Raw genomic sequence first — 21,119 nt, 5'->3', positions numbered from 1 at the left:
ACAACCAAGACGGGGCACGACTCATACGTCCCGCTCCCGTCCAGGTAGGTATGGTAACAGTGCTCGTGGCCGTTCGGGATCGATTGTTCGTCTGTACGAGCGACAGCCTCGAGCCGGACGGCTGGACAGCCACGTCGCGACTCGAGGGACGTGACCTCGAGTGTGTCGCTGCCCATCCGAGCGCGCCCGGTCGGCTCTTCATCGGCACCCGCGACGGATTGAGCCGCTCCGTCGACGGCGGGAAATCGTTCGACCGCCACGAGACACAGTTCGTGGCCGAGGACTCGGCCGGCGGACGGGCGGTCACGCGGACCGACACAACATCGACCGCCAGCGAGGGCGACCGTGTGATGGCCGTGACCGTCAGCCCGCACGACCCGGCGGTCGTCTACGCCGGCACCGAACCCAGCCGGCTCTATCGCTCACGCGACGGTGGTGACTCCTGGACGCATCTCGAGGGGCTTGCCGCGCTTTCCTCGGCCGACGAGTGGTCGTTTCCGCCGCGGCCACACACCCACCACGTCCGGACCCTCGCGGTCGATCCGTTCGATCCCGATCGGCTCGCCGTCGGGATCGAGGCCGGCGCGTTCGTCACCACGCCCGACGGCGGCGAGACGTGGCACGAGCGGCCGCCGGGCTCGCGCCGGGACAATCACAGCCTCGTGACCCATCCCGATCGCGAGGGACGGCTCTACGCTGCGGCCGGCGACGGCTACGCCGAGAGCGACGACTTCGGTGACTCGTGGCGACATCCACAGGACGGGCTCGCACACCGGTATTGCTGGTCGGTCGCCCCCGATCCAGGTGATCCAGACCGCGTCATGGTCTCGAGTGCACGCGGTGCGAGGACGGCACACACCCCGCGCAGGGCAAACTCGTTCGTCTACCGGCGCGCGGGTGAGACGGATTCGTGGGAGCGCCTCGAGGGACGCGGCCTGCCGACCGGTGAGGGTGTCGTCCGCACGGTGCTTGCGACGATCGGCGAGCCGGGCGTCGTCGTCGCGGTCAATAACCGCGGGCTGTTTCTGACACGGGATTTCGGTGACTCGTGGACACAGGGTGACATTGACTGGTCTGAGGGACTCGAGGAGGAGACGCCGCGCGGGCTGGTCGCGCTTCCCTGATACGGTCTACTGTAAGTCATTGCCGGTGCAACCGCGACCGCCCTGCGGTTGCACCGGTAAATCGTTACAGCAAACCGTATGAGCCGTCAGCGACCGCCGTGACCGTCGGTGGCTGTCTCCCGGACGACGGCGACCGTGACGGCGTGAACGGAGCCGATGAGGGCGGTACTCAGGATCGTGCCGACCCACGGAACGAGTCCGAGAAGCCACGCTGCGAGGCCAAATGCGACGACGAGCACGAGAATCGACCAGCCACGACCGCGAGTTGCGCGTCCGCTCTGCTGGAGTGCAGCGACCGGTCCCGATCCGCTGACGATGAACGCTGGCGCAGCGAAGACGCGAACGAAGACGACGAAGAGGGGAACGACCAAGATGAGCCCGGCGATCAGCCCGATATCATCGCCGACGAGCGCGGTAAGGATGCGAAACGCCACGTCGAACAATGCGACGAGGCCGGCGTACGCCAGCAGTCGCCGCGGCGTCGTCCCGCCGCTGTCGGCCGACAGCGCGCGAGCGATCGTCACGGTGCCAGCGGCCACGATAACGAAGCCGGCGACGACCTCGAGTGTGATTCCCCAGACGAGATAGGGAAGTTTCAGATCGATCAGGGACGACAGCGCTCGTGCTGTCTCCGTCACACCGGTCGGGTAGCCAGTGTACGCGACGGTCACTGTCGCGCCGGTTTGCTCTGCCGGAATCGTTGGGAGCGGGTCGTGCCGTCGAATCCAGTCGAGGAGCCAGAGGCACACGCCGGCGACGACGAACGGCACGAAAAGAACGGGGTCGCGCTGGAGTCGATCGAGCGCCAGCGAGAACGGTGAGGCCGGACGGCCAGCGCCGGCGCGATCGCTTCCATCCAGTGTTGGATCGAACGGTTCCTCAGTCATGGGTCGTCCTCCAGCGCAAGCACCTGATCGCCGTCGACGACATAGAGTACGCCGTCGCCAACCGCGGGCGGGGAGAAATACCACTCCGATTCACGAGTAAAGCGTCGGTCGCCAGTTGCTGCATCGAACGCGATGAGTTCGGCACCGCTCGTCATGTAGACGATGCCGTCGGCGACGACCGGTGTCGCTTCGTGACTAAATGCGACTGACCACACGTCAGCACCCGTCTCGAGGTCGAGCGCATACAGCGACTCGTCGCCGTCGGTGACGAACACGCGCCCCTCGGCGACGGTGACAGCCCCCTCGGTCGCGTTCCCGTCGAGATTTCGCGTCCAGCGAACGTCACCGTTGTCCTCGTACAGTGTTACGCCGCGTCGAGTCGGGACGACGACACCGGTTTCAGTGGCCGTTGGCGGCCGGTTGACATCGGCATCGTCGAGTGACTCAGCCCACTGCGTGGAGCCGGTTTCAGCGTCGAACGCCGCCACGTCACTGGGCCAGCCGGTCGCGTACACGGTGTCACCGCTTACTGCGGGCCGAAAGACGGTGCCACCGATGTCGCCCCCAGGAAACCGTCGCCGCCATCGCTCGCGGCCGTTGTCCGCCTCGAGCGCGACGATATCGCTTGTAGTGGGAGCCACAGCGTACACTGTCTCGCCGACCGTGACTGGCGGCGGTGCCTTCGAGGGGCCGAAAACGGACGGCTCCGGCTCGGTACCCGGCCCGCGCCACCGTTGGTTGCCAACATGAACGCCGAACAGCGCCATCCCGCCGCCGGCGTTCAAACCGACGGTCCCACCGGATGAACTGATTGCCAGCGTCTTCGTTCGATAAATCGATGTCGCGGCACATGCGGGACTCGAGTGGGAGACGCCGTAGTTGTCGTACGAGAACCAGACGTCACCCGTGGCGGCATCGAGTGCGAACAGGTTCTCGGTGCCGGCATAGACCGTCCCGTCGACGACCACCGGTGGATCGGGTTCGAGCCCGCCGGTCCGCTCGAGGTCTCCGGCCCACGCGACTTGCGGATCGTCTTTCGGCCCCGACGCGTCGGGGTTGTAGCCGGTGCCAGCGGCGTCGTACCGGGCCATCGGCCAGTCGAGCGTCGCCGACGGAGACTGCGCGGCCGTCGTGGCGTCGCCACCGACGAGGCCAGCCGCGGCGAGTCCGATACCGGCGAGCGTCTGTCGTCTGGAGGGCATTCGATTCGATCTAGTCACGTTCTGATTGAAATACATTTACAAATTTATGTGTCACTTGGAAGTTACATGGCGGCGAAACGGTCTCCCGTGCGCGTTTTCGTTCGAGACGGGCGAAACGAGCCGAACCAGCGCGATCGATCGCCGGAGCACGGGTGGGTGGTTCGAAATCCTTTTAGGCGCTACACGGGGATAGTAGAGTAACTGAGTGATATCATGGACGTCGACATCATCTCCGAGGAGGAGAACCCCATGTTGCATCGAACGGACGTGACCTTTGAACTGTCCCACGAGGACGCCACCCCAGAGCGCCTGCAGGTTCGGGACAGCCTCGCCGCGAAGCTGAACAAGGACGCCGACGAGGTCGTCATCCGCAAACTCGACACCAAGTTCGGGATGCGTACGACCGTCGGCGAGGCGAAGGTCTACGACACCGCCGACGACGCCCGCGACGTCGAGCAAGACCACATGCTCGAGCGCAACAAGATCGGCGCTGAGGAAGACGCCGAAGCGGAGGAGGCCTAAGATGGCGCGCTACGACCTCTACAACGACGACGGCACGACCAGCGGCGAACTCTGCCCGCGCTGTGGCGATGTCTTCCTCGCCGACCACGGCGACCGCAAACACTGCGGGAAGTGCGGCTACACCGAGTGGGAATAACCCCTGAGTGATGGCCGACGTGCCGCGGACGGAACTGGCACGTCGACGCTGCTACTAACCGCTTTTCATCCGTGAGTAATTCCATCCGTATCCTCGGGATCGAAGGCACCGCCTGGGCTGCCAGCGCGGCGCTTTTCGACGCCGAGACCGACGACGTAGTCATCGAAACCGACGCCTATCAGCCCGAGAGCGGCGGCATTCACCCCCGCGAGGCGTCCGAACACATGCACGACGCCATCCCGGAGGTCGTTGGGCGGATCCTCGAGCACGCCCGCGAGACCCACGACGGCCCGGCCACAGAACCGCCGGTCGATGCCGTCGCCTTCTCTCGTGGCCCCGGGCTTGGCCCCTGTCTGCGCGTCGTTGGCACGGCCGCCCGGGCGCTGAGTCAGGTCCTCGAGGTGCCGCTGGTCGGCGTCAATCACATGGTCGCCCACCTCGAGATCGGCCGCCACACCTCCGGGTTCGACTCGCCGGTCTGTCTCAACGCAAGCGGGGCGAACGCCCACCTGCTGGCCTACCGGAACGGTCGCTATCGCGTCCTCGGAGAGACGATGGACACGGGCGTCGGGAACTCGATCGACAAGTTCACCCGCCACGTCGGCTGGTCACATCCCGGCGGGCCGAAGGTCGAGCAAGCGGCCAAAGACGGCGAATACGTCGACCTGCCCTACGTCGTCAAGGGGATGGACTTCTCGTTTTCGGGGATCATGAGCGCTGCCAAGCAGCGCTACGACGACGGCGTCCCGGTCGAGGACGTCTGTTACTCGCTCCAGGAGAACATCTTCGGCATGCTGACCGAAGTCGCAGAGCGTGCCCTGTCACTGACCGGCAGCGACGAACTCGTCCTCGGCGGTGGCGTTGGGCACAACGCCCGCCTGCGCGAGATGCTCGCCGAGATGTGCGACCAGCGTGGAGCCGACTTCCACGCGCCCGAACCCCGATTCCTGGGTGACAACGCAGGCATGATCGCCGTACTCGGTGCGAAGATGTACGCCGCGGGCGATACGCTCGCGCTCGTGGAATCACGTGTCGACCCCAATTTCAGACCCGATCAGGTGCCGGTGACGTGGCGTGGGAGGGCCGAGCGAAGCGAGGACCTCGAAAACGCGAGCGGTGACGTGAGGAACCGCGAGCGAGCCGATGAGCCCGAGCTTGCGGCCGGCCGCGGCGCGGGCTCGGACGACAGTCAGGTCCGCGGGGCCGAAGCGCTGGTCGACATCGCGCCCGAGGCCGGCCGCGTCACGAAGCGTCGCCGGGCCAAGACCTACCGCCACCCCGCCCTCGACGAGCGACTCCGCACGGAACGGACGACACTCGAGGCCCGCCTAACCAGCCTGGCTCGCCGCGAGGGCGTCCCGACGCCGGTCCTGTCGGACGTCGATCGGACCGAGGCGCGACTGGAACTCGAGTACGTCGGCGAGCGCGACCTGCAGGCGGCGCTGTCTCCCGATCGAGTTCGTGACGTCGGCCGCCACCTCGCGCGGCTCCACCGGGCCGGGTTCGTCCACGGCGATCCGACGACGCGGAACGTCCGTGTCGATGGCGATCGCACCTACCTCATCGACTTCGGCCTTGGCTACCACACCGACCACGTCGAGGACTACGCGATGGATCTGCACGTCTTCGATCAGAGCCTCGTCGGCACCGCCGCCGACCCCGAGCTGCTCCGCGAGGCGGCCCGTGAGGGGTATCGCGACGTTGGTGACGAACGAGTGCTCGAGCGCCTGCACGATGTCGAGGGGCGTGGCCGGTATCAGTCGGACGCACAGTAGGGCGACCTCGATCGGTCGCAGCTGCAGTTGGCGACTCGCAGCGCTCGTCGTAGCACACAATATCTTTATCGGGGGACGACGTATCACCGGCCATGGCAGACAAGCCGACTTCCGGTGAGATTCTTGGGATTCCGTACAATTTCGAACGACCGAGCATCGGCCGCATGCTCTCGGCGTACTGGCAGCCCGGCGAAGGCATGCTCGTCGAGAAACCCTTTGGCGTCGGCTACACGCTGAATCTCGCCAACTGGCGCTCGTGGCTCGTCGTCCTCGTCGCCGGCGGCCTCCTCTGGCAACAGGAGCAGGGCTCGAGCGACGACAGTGAGGAGCGAGCGGACGAGCCAGTCGAAGTCATCGTCGACGAAACCGACGACTGAGCGCGAGACTGTTCTTTCTCGCGGTCGCGTTTGCGACTCGCCACACAGCTGACCGTCTGAGGAGCCGCCGCGCAACCGATGACGCTTTCCCGCCGACGCACCGTCGCTCGCATATGGCCATTCAATTTGTCACCGGCAACGAGGGGAAAGTCCGCGAGGCACGCGAGTATCTCGAGGGCGTCGAACCCGTCGAACAGATCGAGTACGACTACACCGAGGTCCAAAGCGACTCGCTCGCCGAAATCGCGGCTCACGGGGCTCGCGAGGCATTCGAGGAGTTGGGAAGCGACGAGCCGGTACTGGTCGACGACGCCGGGCTGTTCGTCGACGCGCTTGGGGGCTTTCCGGGGCCGTACTCGGCGTACGTCGAGGATACCGTCGGCGTCGAGCGGCTGTGGCGACTCGCCGAGACCGAGGAGAACCGCCGTGCACGCTTCCGGACTGTCCTCGCGTACGCTGACGCCGACGGGACGGAGACGTTTTCGGGCTCGGTCGCTGGCACGCTCGTCGCCCCCCGCGGTGAGGGCGGGTTCGGCTACGACCCCATTTTCGAGTACAACGGGCAGACGATGGCTGAGATGAGTACCGAGGAGAAGAACGCGATCTCCCACCGCGGTCGCGCGCTCGCGGCGTTCGCGGAGTGGTACGCCGACCGCGAGGCGTGATCAACTTGATTATCGGGCCTGAAACCTATAAGCGTCAGTCGGTGGTGGGACGAGACACGCCGACATGTACGATACGATCCTCGTTCCGACCGACGGCAGCGATGCGGCGAACCGGGCGACCGAACACGCAGTGAGCCTCGCTCACACGTTCGGTGCCGACCTGTACGGTCTCTACGTCGTGGATACCCAACGCTATGGCAAGCAAACGCTCGGGACCGAAGACGTTCTCGAGGAACTCGAGGAACGGGGCCGTGAGGTACTTGCGGAACTCGAAGAGCGGGCCGACGCAGGCCAGGTGCAGGCCACGACCGAGGTCGTCGACGGCCGCCCCTCGTCGGAGATCATGGCGTACGCAGACGAGATCGACGCCGACCTGATCGTCATCGGCAATCGCGGACTCGGCGGCATCGGGGGAACGATCGGGAGCAACGCCGAACGCGTCGTTCGGTACGGGGATCGGCCGGTCATTACGGCCTGACACTCAGGCGTGAAAACGTATCATACGACGGCGTGTGAGCTATTTCTTCCGGTTTCGCGTGGACCGTACTGCGACGATGTATGATACGATCCTCGTTCCAACCGACGGCAGCGACCCGGCAAACCGCGCCGTCGAACACGCACTGGCGCTGGCCGAACAATACGATTCGCACGTCGACGCCCTCTACTGCGTCGAGACCTACCGCTACGGCGAACCCGCACTCAGCAGCGCCGAAATCGTGCTCAACGACCTCGAGGAGCGCGGCCAGGCGCTGCTCAACGACCTCGCCGAGCGCGCCGACAACTACGGAGCCGAGGTCTCGACGTGTCTCTGCCATGGCCGTCCCTGGGAGGAGATCCTCACGCGGGCCGATACCGTCGACGCGGACCTCATCGTGATCGGCTACCAGGGCCAGAGTCACTCTCGTGGCGGCAAGATCGGGAGCGTCGCCGAACGCGTCGTCCGATCGGCCGACCGACCGGTGTTAACTGCCTAAGTCTACTCGCTTCGGCTCTGTTGAAACAACATCTATCAGACATAAACGGGATGAAGCACCCGGTCGTCAAAGAATGCGAACTGGCCGTTACACCTCGCTCGCCGAGTGGTCATCTGCCTTGATCGAATGCAAGACAGACACCACACTCCCCAAGAATGCGAGAGCGACAACGAGTAGTCCAACCATGGGATAGAGACTCGACATAAATCCAGATATTTCCAAGTAAATCCCATATAGAATGAGTGCTATACCGAATAGGGAACCATCTCTTGACAAGGACATCTGTATGTTAGCACATATGTATGGCGGATATATTCTTTATGGATCTCTGATACGATCACGATCTGCACTGAACAATTGAGACTGTAAAAAGCGATCACTGCTGCGGGTTTCAATAGCGCCCTCGCTTCGTGTCGTAGCGGTCGGCCAGCCCACTCGAGCCCTAAGCGACGTTACTCCGAGTCTGATTCCGAGTCGGGATAGAAATCCGGATGTGGCTCGAGGCCCGCGAGCCGTGGCGGCGATGTCTGGCGGACGATGTGGACGTCGTAGGTGTTGTCGGCGGCGACGTGGACGCCGACGCTCGCCAGCGGCGTCACGACGCGGCCGACGTTGTCGCTGCCGAGGAACACGACTGTCGGATCGTACTGCTGTGCTAGTCGCTCGATTCGACCAGCCAGTCGCTGTTCGGGTGGAAACTCGCGAATCCGTTCGTACTCGAATGTGGCGTCGGGTGCGATCGACTTGACCTGCTCGCGAAGGGTCTCGATGACTGCGTCGATGTCGAACGCCTCGTCGGGACCGATCCAGCCCTTCTCGCGTGCGTAGCCTTTCCGTTCTGGGACGACGCTGATGGCTGCGACCGGCTCCTCGAGGGCACGGCCGTACTCGACGGCCCGTGCAAGCGCCGTTTCGGCCAGTTCCGATCCATCGAACGGGACGACGAACGTCATACCGACAGCAATGGCGGGGACGATAGTAACGTTGTGGGCCAGTGCCCACTTCTCGAGGCCGGCCGGTTCCGAGCACGTCTTGAGAACAGTCACCAGCACTATCGGTGTACGCGTGGTGGTCGCCACCGTATGCGATCGATACGGCGGCTCTTGCTCGCGCTCGGCGGCCTGCTCGCTGCGTGGGTCGGCTGGGGCGTCTACGTCAGCCGGACGACCGAACGCATCTCCTCGGAGACGCTGGCTCGATTCGACGGCGTCGAGATTCGGCGGTATCCGCGATCGGTGCTCGTCGAAACGACAGCGCCGAACAACCGAACGGCGTTCCGGCGGCTCTTTCGCTACATTTCGGGTGCGAACGCACGAGATGAAGACGTTGCGATGACCACACCGGTGGCGACACAGCGCGAATCGATTTCGATGACTGCGCCCGTCCGAACCGACGCCGACGACGGCCGCGTGACGATGGCGTTCTATCTCCCGGATACGTATACGCCCGAGACCGCCCCAGTACCGACCGACGCCGACGTTCGACTCGTCGTCGAACCGGAACGAACGGTCGCTGTCCGGCGGTTCTCGTGGTATGCGACGGCCGACCGCGTCGACCGCCAGCGGAACCGATTGCTCGAGACGCTCGAACGACGAGGGATCGAGACGCGTGGCCAGCCAGTGGTGCTCCAGTACAACGATCCGTGGACGCCGCCGTTTATGCGGACCAACGAAATCGAGGTTCGGATCGAGGAGTCCGGCAACTGGGCCCGTCCCGACTGATGGCGGGCTGTGCAGCGACAACGCCGACCGGACGACCGCGTTCGGCTCAGGCGTCTGGCTCGTCCGCGCCGGGTTCCTCCGGTTCTGGTTGTGGCCCGCCGCCGGTCTGTGCTTCCTCGGCCTCACCCCAGCCGCCGGCGTCGATCACTTCGAATAGCTTCCCCCAGTTCTCGTCGTGTTGGTCCTCGGGGAGCTGATTTCGGAGCTGCTCGAAATCGGACGGTGCCACCAGGGTCTCGACGAGATCGATGATGACGCGGGCGTGATAGGCCGCGGTCGACGGATCGGTCTCCTCGATCTCGCTGACTCGCGAGACGAACTCGCTCCAGTCGAATCGCTGGCCGTGATCGGCGACGGCTCCGGTCATGTACCAGCGGATCTCCATCGGGAGCGACGCGGCGAGATCCTCGGCTGCACCCGCCGGAATGCGCTGTCCGAGCGTCATGAGCGTCGCCCGGATCGCCCGCACGGTCTCGCCAGTGCCTGGGAGTTCGAGTCGGTGCTGGATCTGGCCGGTAAACTCGTCGAAGTTCATTCTCGTTCCCATCCGACCACGATCACGGCTATAAACCCCTGTTCACACGTAGTGACCTGATTCCGAGAGCGCCGAATTTTCCGATTCATACCCCCTGGGTAGCAGTCCCACGTCACGACGAAATCCACGCCTTCTTTCGCTGTCGATTGAGTACGGTCTCCCACGATGGACCGTGAGTCAACAAAAGACGTCGATCCGACCGACGCCGACCACCGCGAGATCGGACGCGGGTTGCTGGAGGAGGAGATGGGGCCAAGCTCGAGTCTGGCCCACCTCTACCGGGGCGAAATCCACCGGATGAAGTTCTGGCGTGAGCGACTCGATCAGACGACCTACTGGGCGATCGTCATCATGAGCGCCATCCTGACGTGGACGTTCTCGAGCCGGAACAACCCTCACTACATCCTCCTGCTGGGGACGGCGGCGCTGACCGCCTTCCTGGTGATCGAGGCGCGTCGCTTCCGCGGCTACGATATCTGGCGTGGACGCGTCCGGACGCTGCAGAAGAACGTCTTCGCGTACGGCCTCGACCCCTCGGCCGGCCTCGAGGACACAAACTGGCGCGAGAAGCTGAGCCGGGACTACCGACAGCCAGTGATCAAGATTTCCTTCGAGGAAGCGATCGCGCATCGATTGCGCCGGATCTATCTGGTATTGTTTTCGATCACGCTGAGTGCGTGGGTCATCCGCATCGCGGCCTTTTCTACCCGGCCGTGGCCCGAAAGCGCCGCCGTCGGCAGCATTCCTGGGCTGGCGGTCACCGCGGCGGTCGTCGCGTTCTATCTGCTCGCGGTGTTTATCGCGATGCGAAACCGGACGTGGAAAAGCGAGGACGAACTCCGCACGGAGGCCGTCGGGCAGGACCGCTGACGCGGAGTGCTGTGGTCACTGATACGGGTTGCTGTCCCGATTCACCGATGGGACCGCAGGGCGGTCGCGGTTCCACCGGCAATGACTTCCAGGAGATCGTATGACTGGTAACTGACAGTATACTGAAGGAGCCGTCCGTCGAAGGACGAACCAATGTACGATCGCATTCTGATCCCCGTCGACGGCAGCGACGAGGCCACACGGGCCGCACGCCGCGGCCTCGATCTCGCCCGGCGGTTCGACGCGGCCGTCGACGTCCTCCACGTCATCGACCGGCGCTCGAGCACTCGGACGAGCGACGAGCAGGCACAGCTCCGGGAGCGCGGCGAAGAAATCGTCGGTGAAATCGAGCGGCTCGCAGCCGACCACGACCAGTCGGTGACGACGACGGTAACTGACGGCTCGCCCGCGGCACGGATCGCCAGGCTCGCGGCCGATTACGAGACGGGACTGATCGTCATTGGGCGACAGGGGATCACGGGCCTGGGAAAACGGCTTCTCGGCGGCGTCACTGAGGGAGTCCTCCATCGGAGCGACGTGCCTGTCCTCGTCGTTCCGACCGGCGACCAGTCGACTGGCGACTCGTTCGACTACGATCGACTGCTCGTGCCGACCGACGGGAGCGACAACGCTACCCGTGCTGCCCCCCGCGCCAGTGCCGTTGCACAGCAGTGCGGGGCGACCGCACACGTCCTGAGCGTTATCGATCTGCAGGCCGCCGGCGGGGCGTTCAGCGCGGGCGGCCTCGAGGAATCGTTCGTCGATCGCCTCGAAGACGAAGGCGAGGCGATCGTCGACGAACTCGCGGCCGAAATCGACGCGACAGGCGACGTCGACGTCGAGACTGCCGTCGAAAAAACGTCGCTCGATGGCGTTGCGGCCGAAATCCGTGAGTACATCGGGGCCCACGACATCGATCTCGTCGTCATGGGCTCGCATGGCCGGTCGAACCTCCGGCGACAACTGCTCGGGAGCGTCTCCGGGGCCGTGCTCCGGTCGGTCGACGTGCCGATACTGATCGTGACGCGCTCTTGAGACGTCCGCTTACGAGTCGTCCGTCGGACTTTCGTCGCGAACGACCGTCACCGTCCCAGGGGCACGGCGAACGACCCGTTCGGCGACGCTGCCAAGCAGGAACCGCGAGAGCCCATGCCGCCCGTGGCTTCCGAGGACGATCTGATCGATGTCGTGGTCTTCCGCATAGGAGACGATCGTATCGGAGACGATTCCGACCTCGGTCACCGTCGTGATCTCGGTGTCGTACTCGCTGGCGATGTCCTCGGCGTTCTCGAGGACGGCTTCGGCAGCGTCCTTCGATCGCTCGAAGGCGTCGTCCGCGTAGAAGACCCCATCGACGCCGGCAGAGCCGGCCCACTCCCGTGGATCGTTGACGTGGAGAACGTGGATTTCCGCATCATCGGCATTCGAGAGCGCGTGCTGTAGTGCAGCGGTCGCTTGTGGTGATTCGTCGAACGCAACCAGAACTGTCGTTGTCATACGTGGTCCGTCGGCCGCCAGCGGCAAATCGCTTGAGGATTCCGCCCCGTAATGGGACGGCGACGGCACAGTGCCGGTGTGTCCTCCCTGCCCTCGCCTCGCCAGTTTCGTCTCAGTCGTCTTCGGCTGACGCGTCCGCAACGGTCGCCCCCTCTGACTCAGTCGTCTCGCCGCCGACGGCCCGACCCGTGCTGTCGACGCTGACGCCCTCCCAGTCGTGATCTGTGTGATACCCTTCCCGTGCTTTCGCGCTCGGGGCAACACGAATGAACTCCGCGTTCTCGCGGGCCGCAGGGATCGTCGCCCCGCCACAGTAGGAAAGCCCCGACTGAATGCCGGCACAAAACTCCGTGATGACGTCCTCGAGCGATCCCTTGTACGGCGTCAGTGCTTCGACACCTTCGTCGGCGCGCACGTCGATGTCTTTGTCGTCGCGCTTTTCGGCGGCGATGGTGGTCGCCATCCCTCGTGAGCGCTTGTATCGTGTGCCGTCGACCTCGACGACAGCACCGGGTGATTCCTCGGTGCCAGCGAGGAGACTGCCGACCATCACGGTGTCGGCTCCCGCCATCAGCGCCTTCACCGCATCGCCCGAGGTGCGGATTCCGCCGTCTGCACAGATCGTCACACCGAGACCCTCGGCCACATCTGTGCAGTCGTCGACGGCAGTCAGCTGTGGGACACCTGCACCGGCAACCTTTCGGGTGGTACAGTGCGAGCCCGGGCCGATGCCGACTTTCACGCAGTCGGCTCCCGCCGCCGCGAGGTCTTCGACACCCTCCGGTGTCGCGACGTTACCGGCGACGAGATCGGTCGCCGGGAACGCCGACCGAAGCCGTTCGACGGCCTCGAGCGCGCCCTCGAGGTGGCCGTGAGCCACGTCGACCACGAGCGCGTCGACGCCGGCCGCGACGAGCACATCGGCTCGGGCGACGTAGTCCTCGTTGATCCCGACGGCGGCGGCGACGCGTTCGCCAGCGTCGACCACCTGCTCGACCTGACTGGCCTGTTCGTCCGGCGTGAGAAAGCGATGGAGGACGCCGAGCCCGCCGGCACGCGAGAGGGCAATCGCCAGCTCGGCTTCCGTGACGGTGTCCATCGCAGCAGAAACCAGCGGCGTCTCGAGTTCGATACCTGGCGTAAACGACGTCGAGAGATCCACGTCGCGGCGACTCTCGACTGGTGAGCGCTTCGGGACGAGAAGCACGTCACCGTAACTCAACCCGGTGCGAAGATCGTTCATGACCCCCTCCGGATTAGGGGTCCTGCCGCATAAGGGTCTCGCCGGTTTCGCAAGGGATGCGACCGCCGTTTCTCGCCCGGAAGCTGCGACTACGCTCGCGGATCCCGATCGGGGCCCAGATACGCGCCACCTTCGACGACGTCGTAGAGGCTCTCGGGGTCGAACAGCCGCGCGAACGCGTCCGGCGGTCGGACGCTGACAGAAATACGAGGCTGAAGGGTCAGCCCCGATTTCGCCGAGCGAAGCCGCTCGTCGTACGAGAGGAGATGCGCCGCGTTGCCCTGATAGGCCGACGCAAGCGCGGGCTGATCGCCTTCGGGCTGATCGACCGCGACGCGTTCGGCCTCGAGCCGAGCTCGGTGGTCGGCTGCGAGGTCGGCGTCTGCCAGTTGCGCGACGAGTGCTTCGGTCTGGTCGAGTAGCGGATCGCTCGCGACGAGGTCGACCCAGGAATGGCGGCGGACGTGATCCAGCGCCTCGCGGGCGTCACCACCGACGAGCAGATCCGCCGCGAGCACGTCGGCGTCCGCGACGACGCGGGCCGGGTTCGGCTGCTCAGGCATCCTCGTCCTCCCGCAGCGTCTCGAGTTCAGCTCGCACGGCCTCGAGGTCGCCGTCGTACTCCGTCCCGCGATCGAACAGCTCGGCCCAGCTCGATGACATCGGTGGTGATTGGAGCCGGAGGCTGAAAGCTCTCCGGCTTTGCTCGCTTACGACCGTCGCGAGAGCACCCAGACCGTGACGGTTCCGAGGGCGAACGCGACCCCGACGTTCACCAGCAGGCCGACGATACCGACCGCCACAACGAGCGCGAGCGATCGGGCGTCGGAAACGGGCTCGAACGCCGCCCGAGCGAGCTCGAGGGCCACGACGACGAGCAACACGCCCAGAATCGCCATCGGGAATGCGGCGAGGACGGCCCCGGCGGCGACGAGCGCGAGCGCGAGATAGCCGACTCCCAACAGGACGTTCGCGCCGCCGGTTCGTGCGCCGAAGGCGTACTTGCCGGCGAGCCCGCCGCTGCCGTGACACATCGGGACGCCGCCGAACGGAACCGCCGCAAGGCAGGTAATGCCCATACTCGTCGAGAGCGTATCCGCCGCAATCTCTCGGTCGTAGAGATCGCCACAGAGCAGTGCCGTCGCGATCGCGGCGTTGCCGATCGTCATGCCGAGTTGCGCGACGGTTCCCTCGAGTGCGGCCGCACTGACCGACGGGGGGCCGGCGGGAAAGACGGCGAGCGTCGGCACTGTCGGCGTCGGGACGCCGGTGGTCGCGACGGCGACGACGCCACCGAGTCCGAGGACGACCAGCACGCTCGCTCCACGGGAGCCAACGAGCGCGAGGAGGCCGACGACGGCCAGTCCGGCGACCGCAATGGGGAGATTATCCAGCGAGAGGTCGACGGCCGCCTCGAGCAAGAGCAGGGCCACGGCGAGTTGGACCCCGCGGATGACGGGTTCGCCGACGACCCGCTGGAGTCGGCCGACGAACCCGAGTTGTCCCACCGTGAGCAAGACGCCACCAGCGAGCAACCCGGCGGCGGCGAGTTCGGCGTAGGTTAGCGTCCCGACGATTGCCAGCCCGATCAGTGCTTTCATCGGTTCGACAGAAAGCGGCAGACCGTAGTAGACACCCCAGACGATCTGGAAGATGCCGAAGCCGATCAAAACGTGGGGAAGCGAGACAGTGGTCGTCGCTCCCAGTGCAACCAACAGCGGCAGTACCGTAACCGAATCACCTAGCGCACCCGTGAGTTCACTCGTGGTGAACTCGAGACCGGTATCGGCCGGTGATTCGACGGCATGTGCCATCAGTCACCAATATGTACGGAACGAACTTGACTGTTGGTAGTAACGAGTATCGGTTTCTTTTGCCAGTCGGTGTCAGGTGATTCGATTATAACTGCTGGATTCGGCCCCGATAGACACGTGATCAGGACGCAGTGTACTATGGTACGAACGCCGAACTGGTGATCAACAAGCAGCTGACACCGCAAAAACGGAAAGCACTCGAACTCGAGTCGCGATCGGTCCTTAGTCTTCGAGGACGATCTCGATCGAGACGTCGTTTGGCACCTGAATGCGCATGAGCTGGCGGAGTGCGCGTTCGTCGGCGTCCAGATCGATCAGGCGCTTGTGGACGCGCATCTCCCAGTGCTCCCACGTCGCAGTGCCTTCGCCATCAGGCGACTTCCGGGTCGGCACCTCGAGCGTTTTCGTCGGCAGCGGGATGGGTCCGCTCAGGTTGACGCCGGTGTTGTTCGCGATCTCGCGGACGTCGTCACAGATGTCATCGAGGTCGTCTGGACTCGTGCCCGCGAGTCGAACGCGTGCCTGCTGCATTTATTTCTCGTTGACGTCGAGGACCTTACCGGCCGCGATGGTCTGACCCATGTCGCGGATGGCGAAGCTCCCGAGTTCTGGGATCTCGCTGGACGGCTCGATGCTGAGGGGCTTTTGCGGTCGGATGGTGACCACAGCAGCGTCACCCGCCTGGATGAAGTCGGGGTTCTCCTCGGCGACCTCGCCGCTCGAGGGGTCCATTTTCTTGTCGATGGACTCGATCGTACACGCGACCTGTGCGGTGTGGGCGTGGAAGACCGGCGTGTAGCCGGCGGTGATGACCGAGGGGTGCTGCATGACGACGACCTGTGCCTGGAACGTCTCGGCGACGCTTGGCGGCTCGTCTGCAGGACCACAGACGTCACCACGGCGGATGTCGTCCTTGCCGATGCCGCGGACGTTGAATCCGACGTTGTCACCGGGTTCGGCCTTGGGCACCTCTTCGTGGTGCATCTCGATCGTCTTCACTTCGCCACCCACGTCAGAGGGCTGGAAGGAGACGTTGTCGCCGACGTTCATGACACCAGTCTCGATACGTCCGACGGGGACGGTACCGATACCGGAGATCGTGTAAACGTCCTGGATGGGGAGTCGGAGCGGCGCGTCCGTCGGTGGCTCCGGCTCTGGCAGGTCGTTGAGTGCCTCGAGGAGGATTTCGCCGTCGTACCACGGCGTGTTGTCGGACTCCTCGGCGATGTTGTCGCCCTCGAACGCCGAGATCGGGATGAACGAGGCGTCGTCCGTGTTGAACTGGACCTGCTTGAGGAGCTGGTTGACCTCCTCGACGACCTCGTCGTAGGTCGACTCCTTGTAGTCGACGACGTCCATCTTGTTGATGCCGATGATGAGCTCGTCGATACCGAGGGTACGAGCCAGGAAGACGTGCTCCTGGGTCTGGGGCGCGACACCGTCGTCAGCGGCGACGACGAGGACGGCGTTGTCCGCCTGGGATGCGCCCGTGATCATGTTCTTCACGAAGTCGCGGTGGCCGGGACAGTCGACGATGGTGAAGTCGTAGGCGTCCGTCGAGAACTCCTGGTGTGCGATGTCGATGGTGACACCACGCTCTCGCTCCTCAGCGAGGTTGTCCATGACGTAGGCGAACTCGAAGCCACCCTTGCCCTTCTCTTCTGCTTCTTCGCGGTGCTGTTCGATGACGTGCTCTGGTACGCTCCCCGTCTCGTAGAGGAGTCGTCCCACGAGCGTACTCTTCCCGTGGTCAACGTGGCCGATGATAGCCAGATTCTGGTGTTGTTCGCTCATTGTTGTAGCTCACGCGCAGAGGCGCTTATATCGGTCTCTTTCGCCCGTTGCGGTTAAAACCATTTCGAAAGCGTATTCAGCCGATCCCGCCGCCGTCTTGCGGTTTGGCTAGCATTCACACGCCACTGAACGTTCGATTGCCGACGACAGCGGGTCGCTATCGTAATGACTGAAATGCGTGACACACCAACACAGAACTGTCGTGCGATCGGCACAACTTGTCTCAACCGACTGGCAACAACCGGTAGTGAAGCCAGGGTGCCACCAGCAGAAAAGGATCGTCGTATCGCGTTACAGCGGTGGGAGTCGACCGACGTCGGAGAGCACCGCCGTCGCTGTCTCCGGGCCGCCAGCCCCGCGACCGCTCGTGTGAAGCGAGCCGGCGTGTCGCGTCTCTATCTGGACGATGTTTCGCGTTCCCGTCACTGCGAGCGCACCGTTTTCGGGGACGAGCCGCGGGCCGACGCGGACGCCGTCGCGGGTCGCCTCGCCGATAAGCCGGATCGTGCGGCCGTCCTCGGCGGCAAGATCGAGTGCGCTGCCCGGAATGTTCTGAATGCCCTCGACCGTCGCGTCCTCGAGCGCGAACCCGCCGTCAGACAGCACGTTCGCGAGGATGACGAACTTCAGGGCGGCGTCGGTGCCGTCGACGTCGAAGGTGGGGTCGGCCTCGGCGACGCCGAGATCCTGGGCTTCGGCGAGGACGTGCTCGTAGTCGAGTCCCTCGGCGGCCATCCGCGTGAGGATGAAGTTCGCGGTGCCGTTCAAGACGCCACGGACCGCGGTGACGGCTTCCGGCGTACTGTCTTCGATCGTCGAGAGGATCGGAATCGCACCGCCGACGGTCGCCTCGAAGCGAATCGAACCTGCGCTCTCGGCCTCGAGCGCGCGCAGTTCCTCGTAGCGTTCGGCGACCGGCCCCTTGTTCGCGAGCACGGCGTGGCGGTCGGCCTCGAGTGCGCGCTGGACGTGGGAGAAACCGGGCTCGGCGTCGCCGAGCGTCGTCGGGGTCGCCTCGACCAACACGTCGTAGTCCGTCTCGAAGACGTCCTCGGGATCGGCAGTGCCGACGGCTTCGCCGCCGACCTTGCGCTCGAGGGCAGATTCGACGGCGATGCCATTCGGATCGACCGCGGCGTGACTCGAATCGGCGAGCGCGACGACATCGTGGCCGTATTCGCCGGCGAGATCGGTGACCGAGCGGCCGACGTCACCGGCACCGAGAATGGCGAGTTTCATGCAGCATCACCTGCGAGCAGTGGTTCGACGACAGTCAGTTCCTTGTCCGTCCCGATCGCGCGGATGGTCTCCAGTGCCTCCGTAGAGCGCCCGGAGTTGATTGCGAGTCGCGCGCGGGCGCTCGCGACGCCGTCGGTGCCCTCGGGCGATGTCAGTGAGAGATCTTGCACGATGGCGTCGGCCTCGTCTTCGATTCGCGAGAGCGTATTCGAGAGGTCGGTCTCGACTAAGTGGCCGATTAGTACGACACTGATCTCCTCGCCGTAGTGTTCTTCGCCGGCCTGAATGACGTTGATACCGGCGTCACGAAGCGCCTCGACGATGCCGTCGAACCGGTCGGGGGGACACTCCATGTCGACCTCGACGGGGATGTGGCCGCGAGGCGTGATGTTGCCGCGTTCGTGGTGGATGCTCAGCAGATTGCCGCCGTTGTCGGCGATTGGTGCGAGCGCGCTCAGCAACTCGCCGGGTTCGTCGACGAGCTCGAGCCGGACGGTATAGGCGCGGACGCCACCGTCGGTCTCGGCGTCGGGGTCGTCCTCGTCGCTGGACGCGGGTACGTTACCCATCGTCGTCACCTCCTGCCTGCGGACGGTTACTCATCATGGTGTACGAGTCCGTAACGGGCGCATAAAAGGATATAGGACTTCCCAACGCTCACCGCCTGTCAACGAGGGGCATAGCCTGCTCCCGCGCTCGGGCGGATTGCGTCACGAGTTCACGGGACACCGGAACCCACTGACAGCAGCCCGTCTCAGTCTGCAGCGTGGACCGATTCGGCAGGTTCGTCTTCGCGGATACTCTGGATACTCGCCCAGATGACCGCGCCGCTGACCAGCAGGGCCGAGCCGAAGATGAGCACCTGGCTCAACTGGTTGAAAATCCCCATGTCGTAGGCGTTTCCGAGGTTCCGGCTGGCCACCGCGGCCGATCCCGCGAGCAACATCGCGGCGAAGTACTCGGTGATGTCGTCTTCGTCGACGAGCGCCGTTGCGCCAGCACCGATGCGAGCGCCCATCGCACTCCCCGCAAGCAGGGGCAGGACGATCGTCAGGTCAAGCGCACCGGACTGGGCGTAGGTGAACGCGCCGAACGCACCGGAGGCCGTGATCTGGAACACGTCGGTCCCGACCGCGACCGCAGCGGGAACGCCCAGTCCGTACATCATCGCGGGCATCAGCAGGAAGCCGCCGCCGACGCCGAGGAAGCCCGAGAGGATGCCGATGGCAAACGCCATCGCGAGCGTCACCCACAGCGACACTTTGGTTCCGCCTTTGATCGAGATCATCGGCGGAATCTCGATCGACTGGAATTTCTCGGCGAGGGCGGACCCCTCGTCGTCGTCCGAACTCTCCGTGCGGGCGTCTCGCAACATGAGCAGCCCGACGATCGCCAGCAAGCCGATATACGAAATACTCACCACGAGATCGGCGAAGCCGAGTGCTTTCAGGTAGTAGACGACCCCCTTACCGACTTCGATGCCGGCGGTCATCCCCACGATGAACATCAGGCCGAGCTTGTAGTCGACCTGTCCGTGGTCGCGGTGGCGAAGCGCCGCGATCACCGAGGTCCCGAAGACGAACGCGAGGCCGCTCCCGACCGCAGTCGTCGAATCGTATCCCATCACAAGCAGTGCGGGCGTGACGAGGAACGACCCGCCCATCCCGAAGAACCCGAACAGGGTTCCGATGAGCAGCCCGAAAGTGACGAACAAGCCGAGTTGCCCTGCTGCGATCCCGAACAGTTCCATTGCCATGATTAGTTCCCCCCGAGAGCGCTTTTGAGCGGCTCACTCAGCGCCTTCGTGAGCGCACCATACACGACGTACAGCAGCATCGCTTCCACGAGGACGGCACCGACGCCTGTGATGGCCTGTCCAGTCGCGCCCATCGATTCGAGCCCCATCATTGTTCGATCACTCTGCTATCGCAGTCGCGTGTCGGTTGCATCGATAGCGACGTCTCATCCGATCCTGGTTTAATAGCCTTGTGGAGATCGCGCAAGATAGAATACGCATGGGTTCACTATCATGTCGCATGGGATTTCCATAACTTATCGACGCTGAGGCTCGCGCCCGACCTGGTGATACTTGCCGCTATCTATGACGCACCTCGCTCGCGCGCAGCCCACGTACCGCCACGAATCGAGCCGTATACGGCTGGCACTCTCGATTGTCGCTTCTACGGACTACTGACAGTTGTTTCCGGCGCAGCCCCGATCCGCCACGACCGATCTCAGGACGCAGTGACAGCAGGCACATCACGGGCTTCAGGCCTCGTCACCGGGATAACTCGTCTTCTTCGAGGGGCCGCCACCCGCTCGAGCTCACCGGTCACCGATCACAGGCGTCGAAAAGAGCGCTTAGAGATGATCCTTTCCTGGGTTCGATGACCCCCAGTCGCCGCGGCCGCCTTCGGTTCGGTCGATCCCCATGATCGACTCGGGTTGGTCGGGGCCACCGAGGCTGTCGCGGGCGTCGGGGACTCGAACCGTCACCTCGTCGATCTCGGGCCAGGTGAGCAGTTCGGCCTCGATATTGCCCGTCGTCACGTTACTGACCGAACAGCCCTTGCAGCCGCCACCGAGTTCGATGATGACCTCGCCGGTCTCCGGATCGGCTGCGCGCACCGCGCTGGTCCCGCCGTGCATCTGTATAATCGGCATCTCGCGTGTCAGCCACTTTTCGACACGCTCTCGTAGCGACGGCTCGGTCTCGGGTTCACTCATGGCTTAGCCTAAGTGCT

General features: G+C 64.5%; 26 protein-coding genes. 11 read left to right on the top strand and 15 right to left on the bottom strand.

Features of this window, described 5'->3' with window-relative positions; genetic code table 11:
• Nucleotides 1–50 precede the first annotated feature (50 nt).
• Nucleotides 51–1,124 carry a beta propeller repeat protein gene (locus BDK88_RS02225; RefSeq protein WP_130498978.1) on the top strand — a complete coding sequence of 358 codons (1,074 nt, stop codon included), beginning with the start codon at nt 51–53 and terminating at the stop codon, nt 1,122–1,124.
• 86 nt (nt 1,125–1,210) lie between these two features.
• Here BDK88_RS02225 and BDK88_RS02220 read toward each other — a convergent pair whose 3' ends face one another.
• Together BDK88_RS02220 and BDK88_RS02215 are read right to left on the bottom strand one after the other, a co-directional pair.
• On the bottom strand, nt 1,211–2,011 hold the full coding sequence (locus tag BDK88_RS02220) for a hypothetical protein (RefSeq protein ID WP_130498977.1): 801 nt from the start codon (nt 2,009–2,011) through the stop codon (nt 1,211–1,213).
• Entirely contained in the window at nt 2,008–3,213 is a 1,206-nt protein-coding gene (locus BDK88_RS02215) for an outer membrane protein assembly factor BamB family protein (RefSeq protein ID WP_130498976.1), read from the bottom strand. The genes BDK88_RS02220 and BDK88_RS02215 overlap by 4 nt, the downstream gene beginning before the upstream one ends.
• Before the next feature lie 213 nt (nt 3,214–3,426).
• Here BDK88_RS02215 and BDK88_RS02210 point away from each other — a divergent pair, with 213 nt between their 5' ends.
• The 7 genes from BDK88_RS02210 to BDK88_RS02180 all read left to right on the top strand — a co-directional run bounded on the left by BDK88_RS02210 (nt 3,427) and on the right by BDK88_RS02180 (nt 7,662).
• The gene (locus BDK88_RS02210) at nt 3,427–3,735 is read left to right on the top strand and encodes a 30S ribosomal protein S24e (protein WP_130498975.1); all 309 of its coding nucleotides are present in this window, start codon (nt 3,427–3,429) and stop codon (nt 3,733–3,735) included.
• A gap of 1 nt (nt 3,736) precedes the next feature.
• Nucleotides 3,737–3,871 carry a 30S ribosomal protein S27ae gene (locus tag BDK88_RS02205; protein ID WP_008010935.1) on the top strand — a complete coding sequence of 45 codons (135 nt, stop codon included), beginning with the start codon at nt 3,737–3,739 and terminating at the stop codon, nt 3,869–3,871.
• Nucleotides 3,872–3,942: 71 nt separating this feature from the next.
• Complete coding sequence (locus BDK88_RS02200; RefSeq protein WP_130498974.1) at nt 3,943–5,646, top strand: bifunctional N(6)-L-threonylcarbamoyladenine synthase/serine/threonine protein kinase; 1,704 nt, start codon at nt 3,943–3,945, stop codon at nt 5,644–5,646.
• A gap of 92 nt (nt 5,647–5,738) precedes the next feature.
• Nucleotides 5,739–6,023 (top strand): DUF5808 domain-containing protein, encoded by a 285-nt coding sequence (locus tag BDK88_RS02195; protein WP_130498973.1) that lies wholly within the window; start codon nt 5,739–5,741, stop codon nt 6,021–6,023.
• A 113-nt stretch (nt 6,024–6,136) separates the two neighbouring features.
• Complete coding sequence (locus tag BDK88_RS02190) at nt 6,137–6,688, top strand: XTP/dITP diphosphatase (RefSeq protein WP_130498972.1); 552 nt, start codon at nt 6,137–6,139, stop codon at nt 6,686–6,688.
• A 64-nt stretch (nt 6,689–6,752) separates the two neighbouring features.
• Complete coding sequence (locus tag BDK88_RS02185; RefSeq protein WP_130498971.1) at nt 6,753–7,166, top strand: universal stress protein; 414 nt, start codon at nt 6,753–6,755, stop codon at nt 7,164–7,166.
• Between the two features lie 76 nt (nt 7,167–7,242).
• Nucleotides 7,243–7,662 (top strand): universal stress protein, encoded by a 420-nt coding sequence (locus BDK88_RS02180; protein ID WP_130498970.1) that lies wholly within the window; start codon nt 7,243–7,245, stop codon nt 7,660–7,662.
• Between the two features lie 452 nt (nt 7,663–8,114).
• Here BDK88_RS02180 and BDK88_RS02175 read toward each other — a convergent pair whose 3' ends face one another.
• The gene (locus tag BDK88_RS02175; protein ID WP_130499769.1) at nt 8,115–8,615 is read right to left on the bottom strand and encodes a universal stress protein; all 501 of its coding nucleotides are present in this window, start codon (nt 8,613–8,615) and stop codon (nt 8,115–8,117) included.
• Nucleotides 8,616–8,744: 129 nt separating this feature from the next.
• Between BDK88_RS02175 and BDK88_RS02170 the strand changes: the two genes are divergently transcribed.
• Nucleotides 8,745–9,383, top strand: coding sequence for an SOUL family heme-binding protein (locus tag BDK88_RS02170; protein ID WP_130498969.1), 639 nt, complete (start codon nt 8,745–8,747; stop codon nt 9,381–9,383).
• A gap of 46 nt (nt 9,384–9,429) precedes the next feature.
• Here the strand turns inward: BDK88_RS02170 and BDK88_RS02165 are convergent, their stop codons facing one another.
• The gene (locus BDK88_RS02165; protein WP_130498968.1) at nt 9,430–9,918 is read right to left on the bottom strand and encodes a DUF2267 domain-containing protein; all 489 of its coding nucleotides are present in this window, start codon (nt 9,916–9,918) and stop codon (nt 9,430–9,432) included.
• 165 nt (nt 9,919–10,083) lie between these two features.
• Here BDK88_RS02165 and BDK88_RS02160 point away from each other — a divergent pair, with 165 nt between their 5' ends.
• Nucleotides 10,084–10,788 (top strand): DUF2270 domain-containing protein, encoded by a 705-nt coding sequence (locus tag BDK88_RS02160; RefSeq protein ID WP_130498967.1) that lies wholly within the window; start codon nt 10,084–10,086, stop codon nt 10,786–10,788.
• Between the two features lie 153 nt (nt 10,789–10,941).
• Complete coding sequence (locus BDK88_RS02155; protein WP_130498966.1) at nt 10,942–11,823, top strand: universal stress protein; 882 nt, start codon at nt 10,942–10,944, stop codon at nt 11,821–11,823.
• Nucleotides 11,824–11,832: 9 nt separating this feature from the next.
• On the opposite strand, the gene BDK88_RS02150 is transcribed toward BDK88_RS02155, so the two are convergent.
• The 11 genes from BDK88_RS02150 to BDK88_RS02105 form a co-directional block, all read right to left on the bottom strand.
• The gene (locus BDK88_RS02150; protein WP_130498965.1) at nt 11,833–12,285 is read right to left on the bottom strand and encodes a universal stress protein; all 453 of its coding nucleotides are present in this window, start codon (nt 12,283–12,285) and stop codon (nt 11,833–11,835) included.
• A gap of 112 nt (nt 12,286–12,397) precedes the next feature.
• Nucleotides 12,398–13,528 (bottom strand): guanosine monophosphate reductase, encoded by a 1,131-nt coding sequence (locus BDK88_RS02145; RefSeq protein ID WP_130498964.1) that lies wholly within the window; start codon nt 13,526–13,528, stop codon nt 12,398–12,400.
• Between the two features lie 89 nt (nt 13,529–13,617).
• The gene (locus BDK88_RS02140) at nt 13,618–14,091 is read right to left on the bottom strand and encodes a DUF7384 family protein (protein ID WP_130498963.1); all 474 of its coding nucleotides are present in this window, start codon (nt 14,089–14,091) and stop codon (nt 13,618–13,620) included.
• A 147-nt stretch (nt 14,092–14,238) separates the two neighbouring features.
• Complete coding sequence (locus BDK88_RS02135; RefSeq protein WP_130498962.1) at nt 14,239–15,342, bottom strand: putative sulfate/molybdate transporter; 1,104 nt, start codon at nt 15,340–15,342, stop codon at nt 14,239–14,241.
• Nucleotides 15,343–15,564: 222 nt separating this feature from the next.
• Nucleotides 15,565–15,873 carry a 30S ribosomal protein S10 gene (gene rpsJ / locus BDK88_RS02130; RefSeq protein WP_004215311.1) on the bottom strand — a complete coding sequence of 103 codons (309 nt, stop codon included), beginning with the start codon at nt 15,871–15,873 and terminating at the stop codon, nt 15,565–15,567.
• Entirely contained in the window at nt 15,874–17,136 is a 1,263-nt protein-coding gene (gene tuf, locus BDK88_RS02125; protein ID WP_008011008.1) for a translation elongation factor EF-1 subunit alpha, read from the bottom strand. It lies immediately after the preceding gene.
• 291 nt (nt 17,137–17,427) lie between these two features.
• Nucleotides 17,428–18,375: a homoserine dehydrogenase gene (locus BDK88_RS02120; RefSeq protein WP_130498961.1), complete on the bottom strand. Its 948-nt coding sequence runs from the start codon at nt 18,373–18,375 to the stop codon at nt 17,428–17,430.
• Nucleotides 18,372–18,944 (bottom strand): amino acid-binding protein, encoded by a 573-nt coding sequence (locus BDK88_RS02115; RefSeq protein ID WP_130498960.1) that lies wholly within the window; start codon nt 18,942–18,944, stop codon nt 18,372–18,374. Before BDK88_RS02115 ends, BDK88_RS02120 begins: the two co-directional genes overlap by 4 nt.
• 185 nt (nt 18,945–19,129) lie before the next feature.
• Nucleotides 19,130–20,125, bottom strand: a complete 996-nt coding sequence (locus tag BDK88_RS02110; protein ID WP_130499768.1) for a sulfite exporter TauE/SafE family protein — start codon at nt 20,123–20,125, stop codon at nt 19,130–19,132.
• A gap of 8 nt (nt 20,126–20,133) precedes the next feature.
• A complete protein-coding gene (locus tag BDK88_RS21025) occupies nt 20,134–20,283 on the bottom strand; it encodes a DUF7512 family protein (RefSeq protein ID WP_165396895.1) in 150 nt (49 codons plus the stop codon).
• Between the two features lie 453 nt (nt 20,284–20,736).
• Entirely contained in the window at nt 20,737–21,102 is a 366-nt protein-coding gene (locus BDK88_RS02105; RefSeq protein WP_130498959.1) for a NifU family protein, read from the bottom strand.
• Nucleotides 21,103–21,119 lie beyond the last annotated feature (17 nt).

The sequence above is a fragment of the Natrinema hispanicum genome, from assembly GCF_004217335.1.
In the GTDB taxonomy this organism is placed as follows: Archaea; Halobacteriota; Halobacteria; order Halobacteriales; family Natrialbaceae; genus Natrinema; species Natrinema hispanicum.
The sequence above is the reverse complement of the archived record's forward strand: the minus strand, read 5'-3'. Positions and strand labels throughout refer to the sequence as shown.

Coding starts and splice junctions, on each gene's coding strand:
- BDK88_RS02175 (WP_130499769.1), bottom strand. CDS start 8,615: ATGACGTTCGTCGTCCCGTTCGATGGATCGGAACTGGCCGAAACGGCG.
- tuf (WP_008011008.1), bottom strand. CDS start 17,136: ATGAGCGAACAACACCAGAATCTGGCTATCATCGGCCACGTTGACCAC.
- BDK88_RS02110 (WP_130499768.1), bottom strand. CDS start 20,125: ATGGAACTGTTCGGGATCGCAGCAGGGCAACTCGGCTTGTTCGTCACT.
- BDK88_RS02165 (WP_130498968.1), bottom strand. CDS start 9,918: ATGAACTTCGACGAGTTTACCGGCCAGATCCAGCACCGACTCGAACTC.
- rpsJ (WP_004215311.1), bottom strand. CDS start 15,873: ATGCAGCAGGCACGCGTTCGACTCGCGGGCACGAGTCCAGACGACCTC.
- BDK88_RS02205 (WP_008010935.1), top strand. CDS start 3,737: ATGGCGCGCTACGACCTCTACAACGACGACGGCACGACCAGCGGCGAA.
- BDK88_RS02220 (WP_130498977.1), bottom strand. CDS start 2,011: ATGACTGAGGAACCGTTCGATCCAACACTGGATGGAAGCGATCGCGCC.
- BDK88_RS02210 (WP_130498975.1), top strand. CDS start 3,427: ATGGACGTCGACATCATCTCCGAGGAGGAGAACCCCATGTTGCATCGA.
- BDK88_RS02135 (WP_130498962.1), bottom strand. CDS start 15,342: ATGGCACATGCCGTCGAATCACCGGCCGATACCGGTCTCGAGTTCACC.
- BDK88_RS02140 (WP_130498963.1), bottom strand. CDS start 14,091: ATGCCTGAGCAGCCGAACCCGGCCCGCGTCGTCGCGGACGCCGACGTG.
- BDK88_RS02115 (WP_130498960.1), bottom strand. CDS start 18,944: ATGGGTAACGTACCCGCGTCCAGCGACGAGGACGACCCCGACGCCGAG.
- BDK88_RS02195 (WP_130498973.1), top strand. CDS start 5,739: ATGGCAGACAAGCCGACTTCCGGTGAGATTCTTGGGATTCCGTACAAT.
- BDK88_RS21025 (WP_165396895.1), bottom strand. CDS start 20,283: ATGATGGGGCTCGAATCGATGGGCGCGACTGGACAGGCCATCACAGGC.
- BDK88_RS02170 (WP_130498969.1), top strand. CDS start 8,745: ATGCGATCGATACGGCGGCTCTTGCTCGCGCTCGGCGGCCTGCTCGCT.
- BDK88_RS02155 (WP_130498966.1), top strand. CDS start 10,942: ATGTACGATCGCATTCTGATCCCCGTCGACGGCAGCGACGAGGCCACA.
- BDK88_RS02120 (WP_130498961.1), bottom strand. CDS start 18,375: ATGAAACTCGCCATTCTCGGTGCCGGTGACGTCGGCCGCTCGGTCACC.
- BDK88_RS02150 (WP_130498965.1), bottom strand. CDS start 12,285: ATGACAACGACAGTTCTGGTTGCGTTCGACGAATCACCACAAGCGACC.
- BDK88_RS02160 (WP_130498967.1), top strand. CDS start 10,084: ATGGACCGTGAGTCAACAAAAGACGTCGATCCGACCGACGCCGACCAC.
- BDK88_RS02145 (WP_130498964.1), bottom strand. CDS start 13,528: ATGAACGATCTTCGCACCGGGTTGAGTTACGGTGACGTGCTTCTCGTC.
- BDK88_RS02180 (WP_130498970.1), top strand. CDS start 7,243: ATGTATGATACGATCCTCGTTCCAACCGACGGCAGCGACCCGGCAAAC.
- BDK88_RS02215 (WP_130498976.1), bottom strand. CDS start 3,213: ATGCCCTCCAGACGACAGACGCTCGCCGGTATCGGACTCGCCGCGGCT.
- BDK88_RS02190 (WP_130498972.1), top strand. CDS start 6,137: ATGGCCATTCAATTTGTCACCGGCAACGAGGGGAAAGTCCGCGAGGCA.
- BDK88_RS02185 (WP_130498971.1), top strand. CDS start 6,753: ATGTACGATACGATCCTCGTTCCGACCGACGGCAGCGATGCGGCGAAC.
- BDK88_RS02105 (WP_130498959.1), bottom strand. CDS start 21,102: ATGAGTGAACCCGAGACCGAGCCGTCGCTACGAGAGCGTGTCGAAAAG.
- BDK88_RS02225 (WP_130498978.1), top strand. CDS start 51: ATGGTAACAGTGCTCGTGGCCGTTCGGGATCGATTGTTCGTCTGTACG.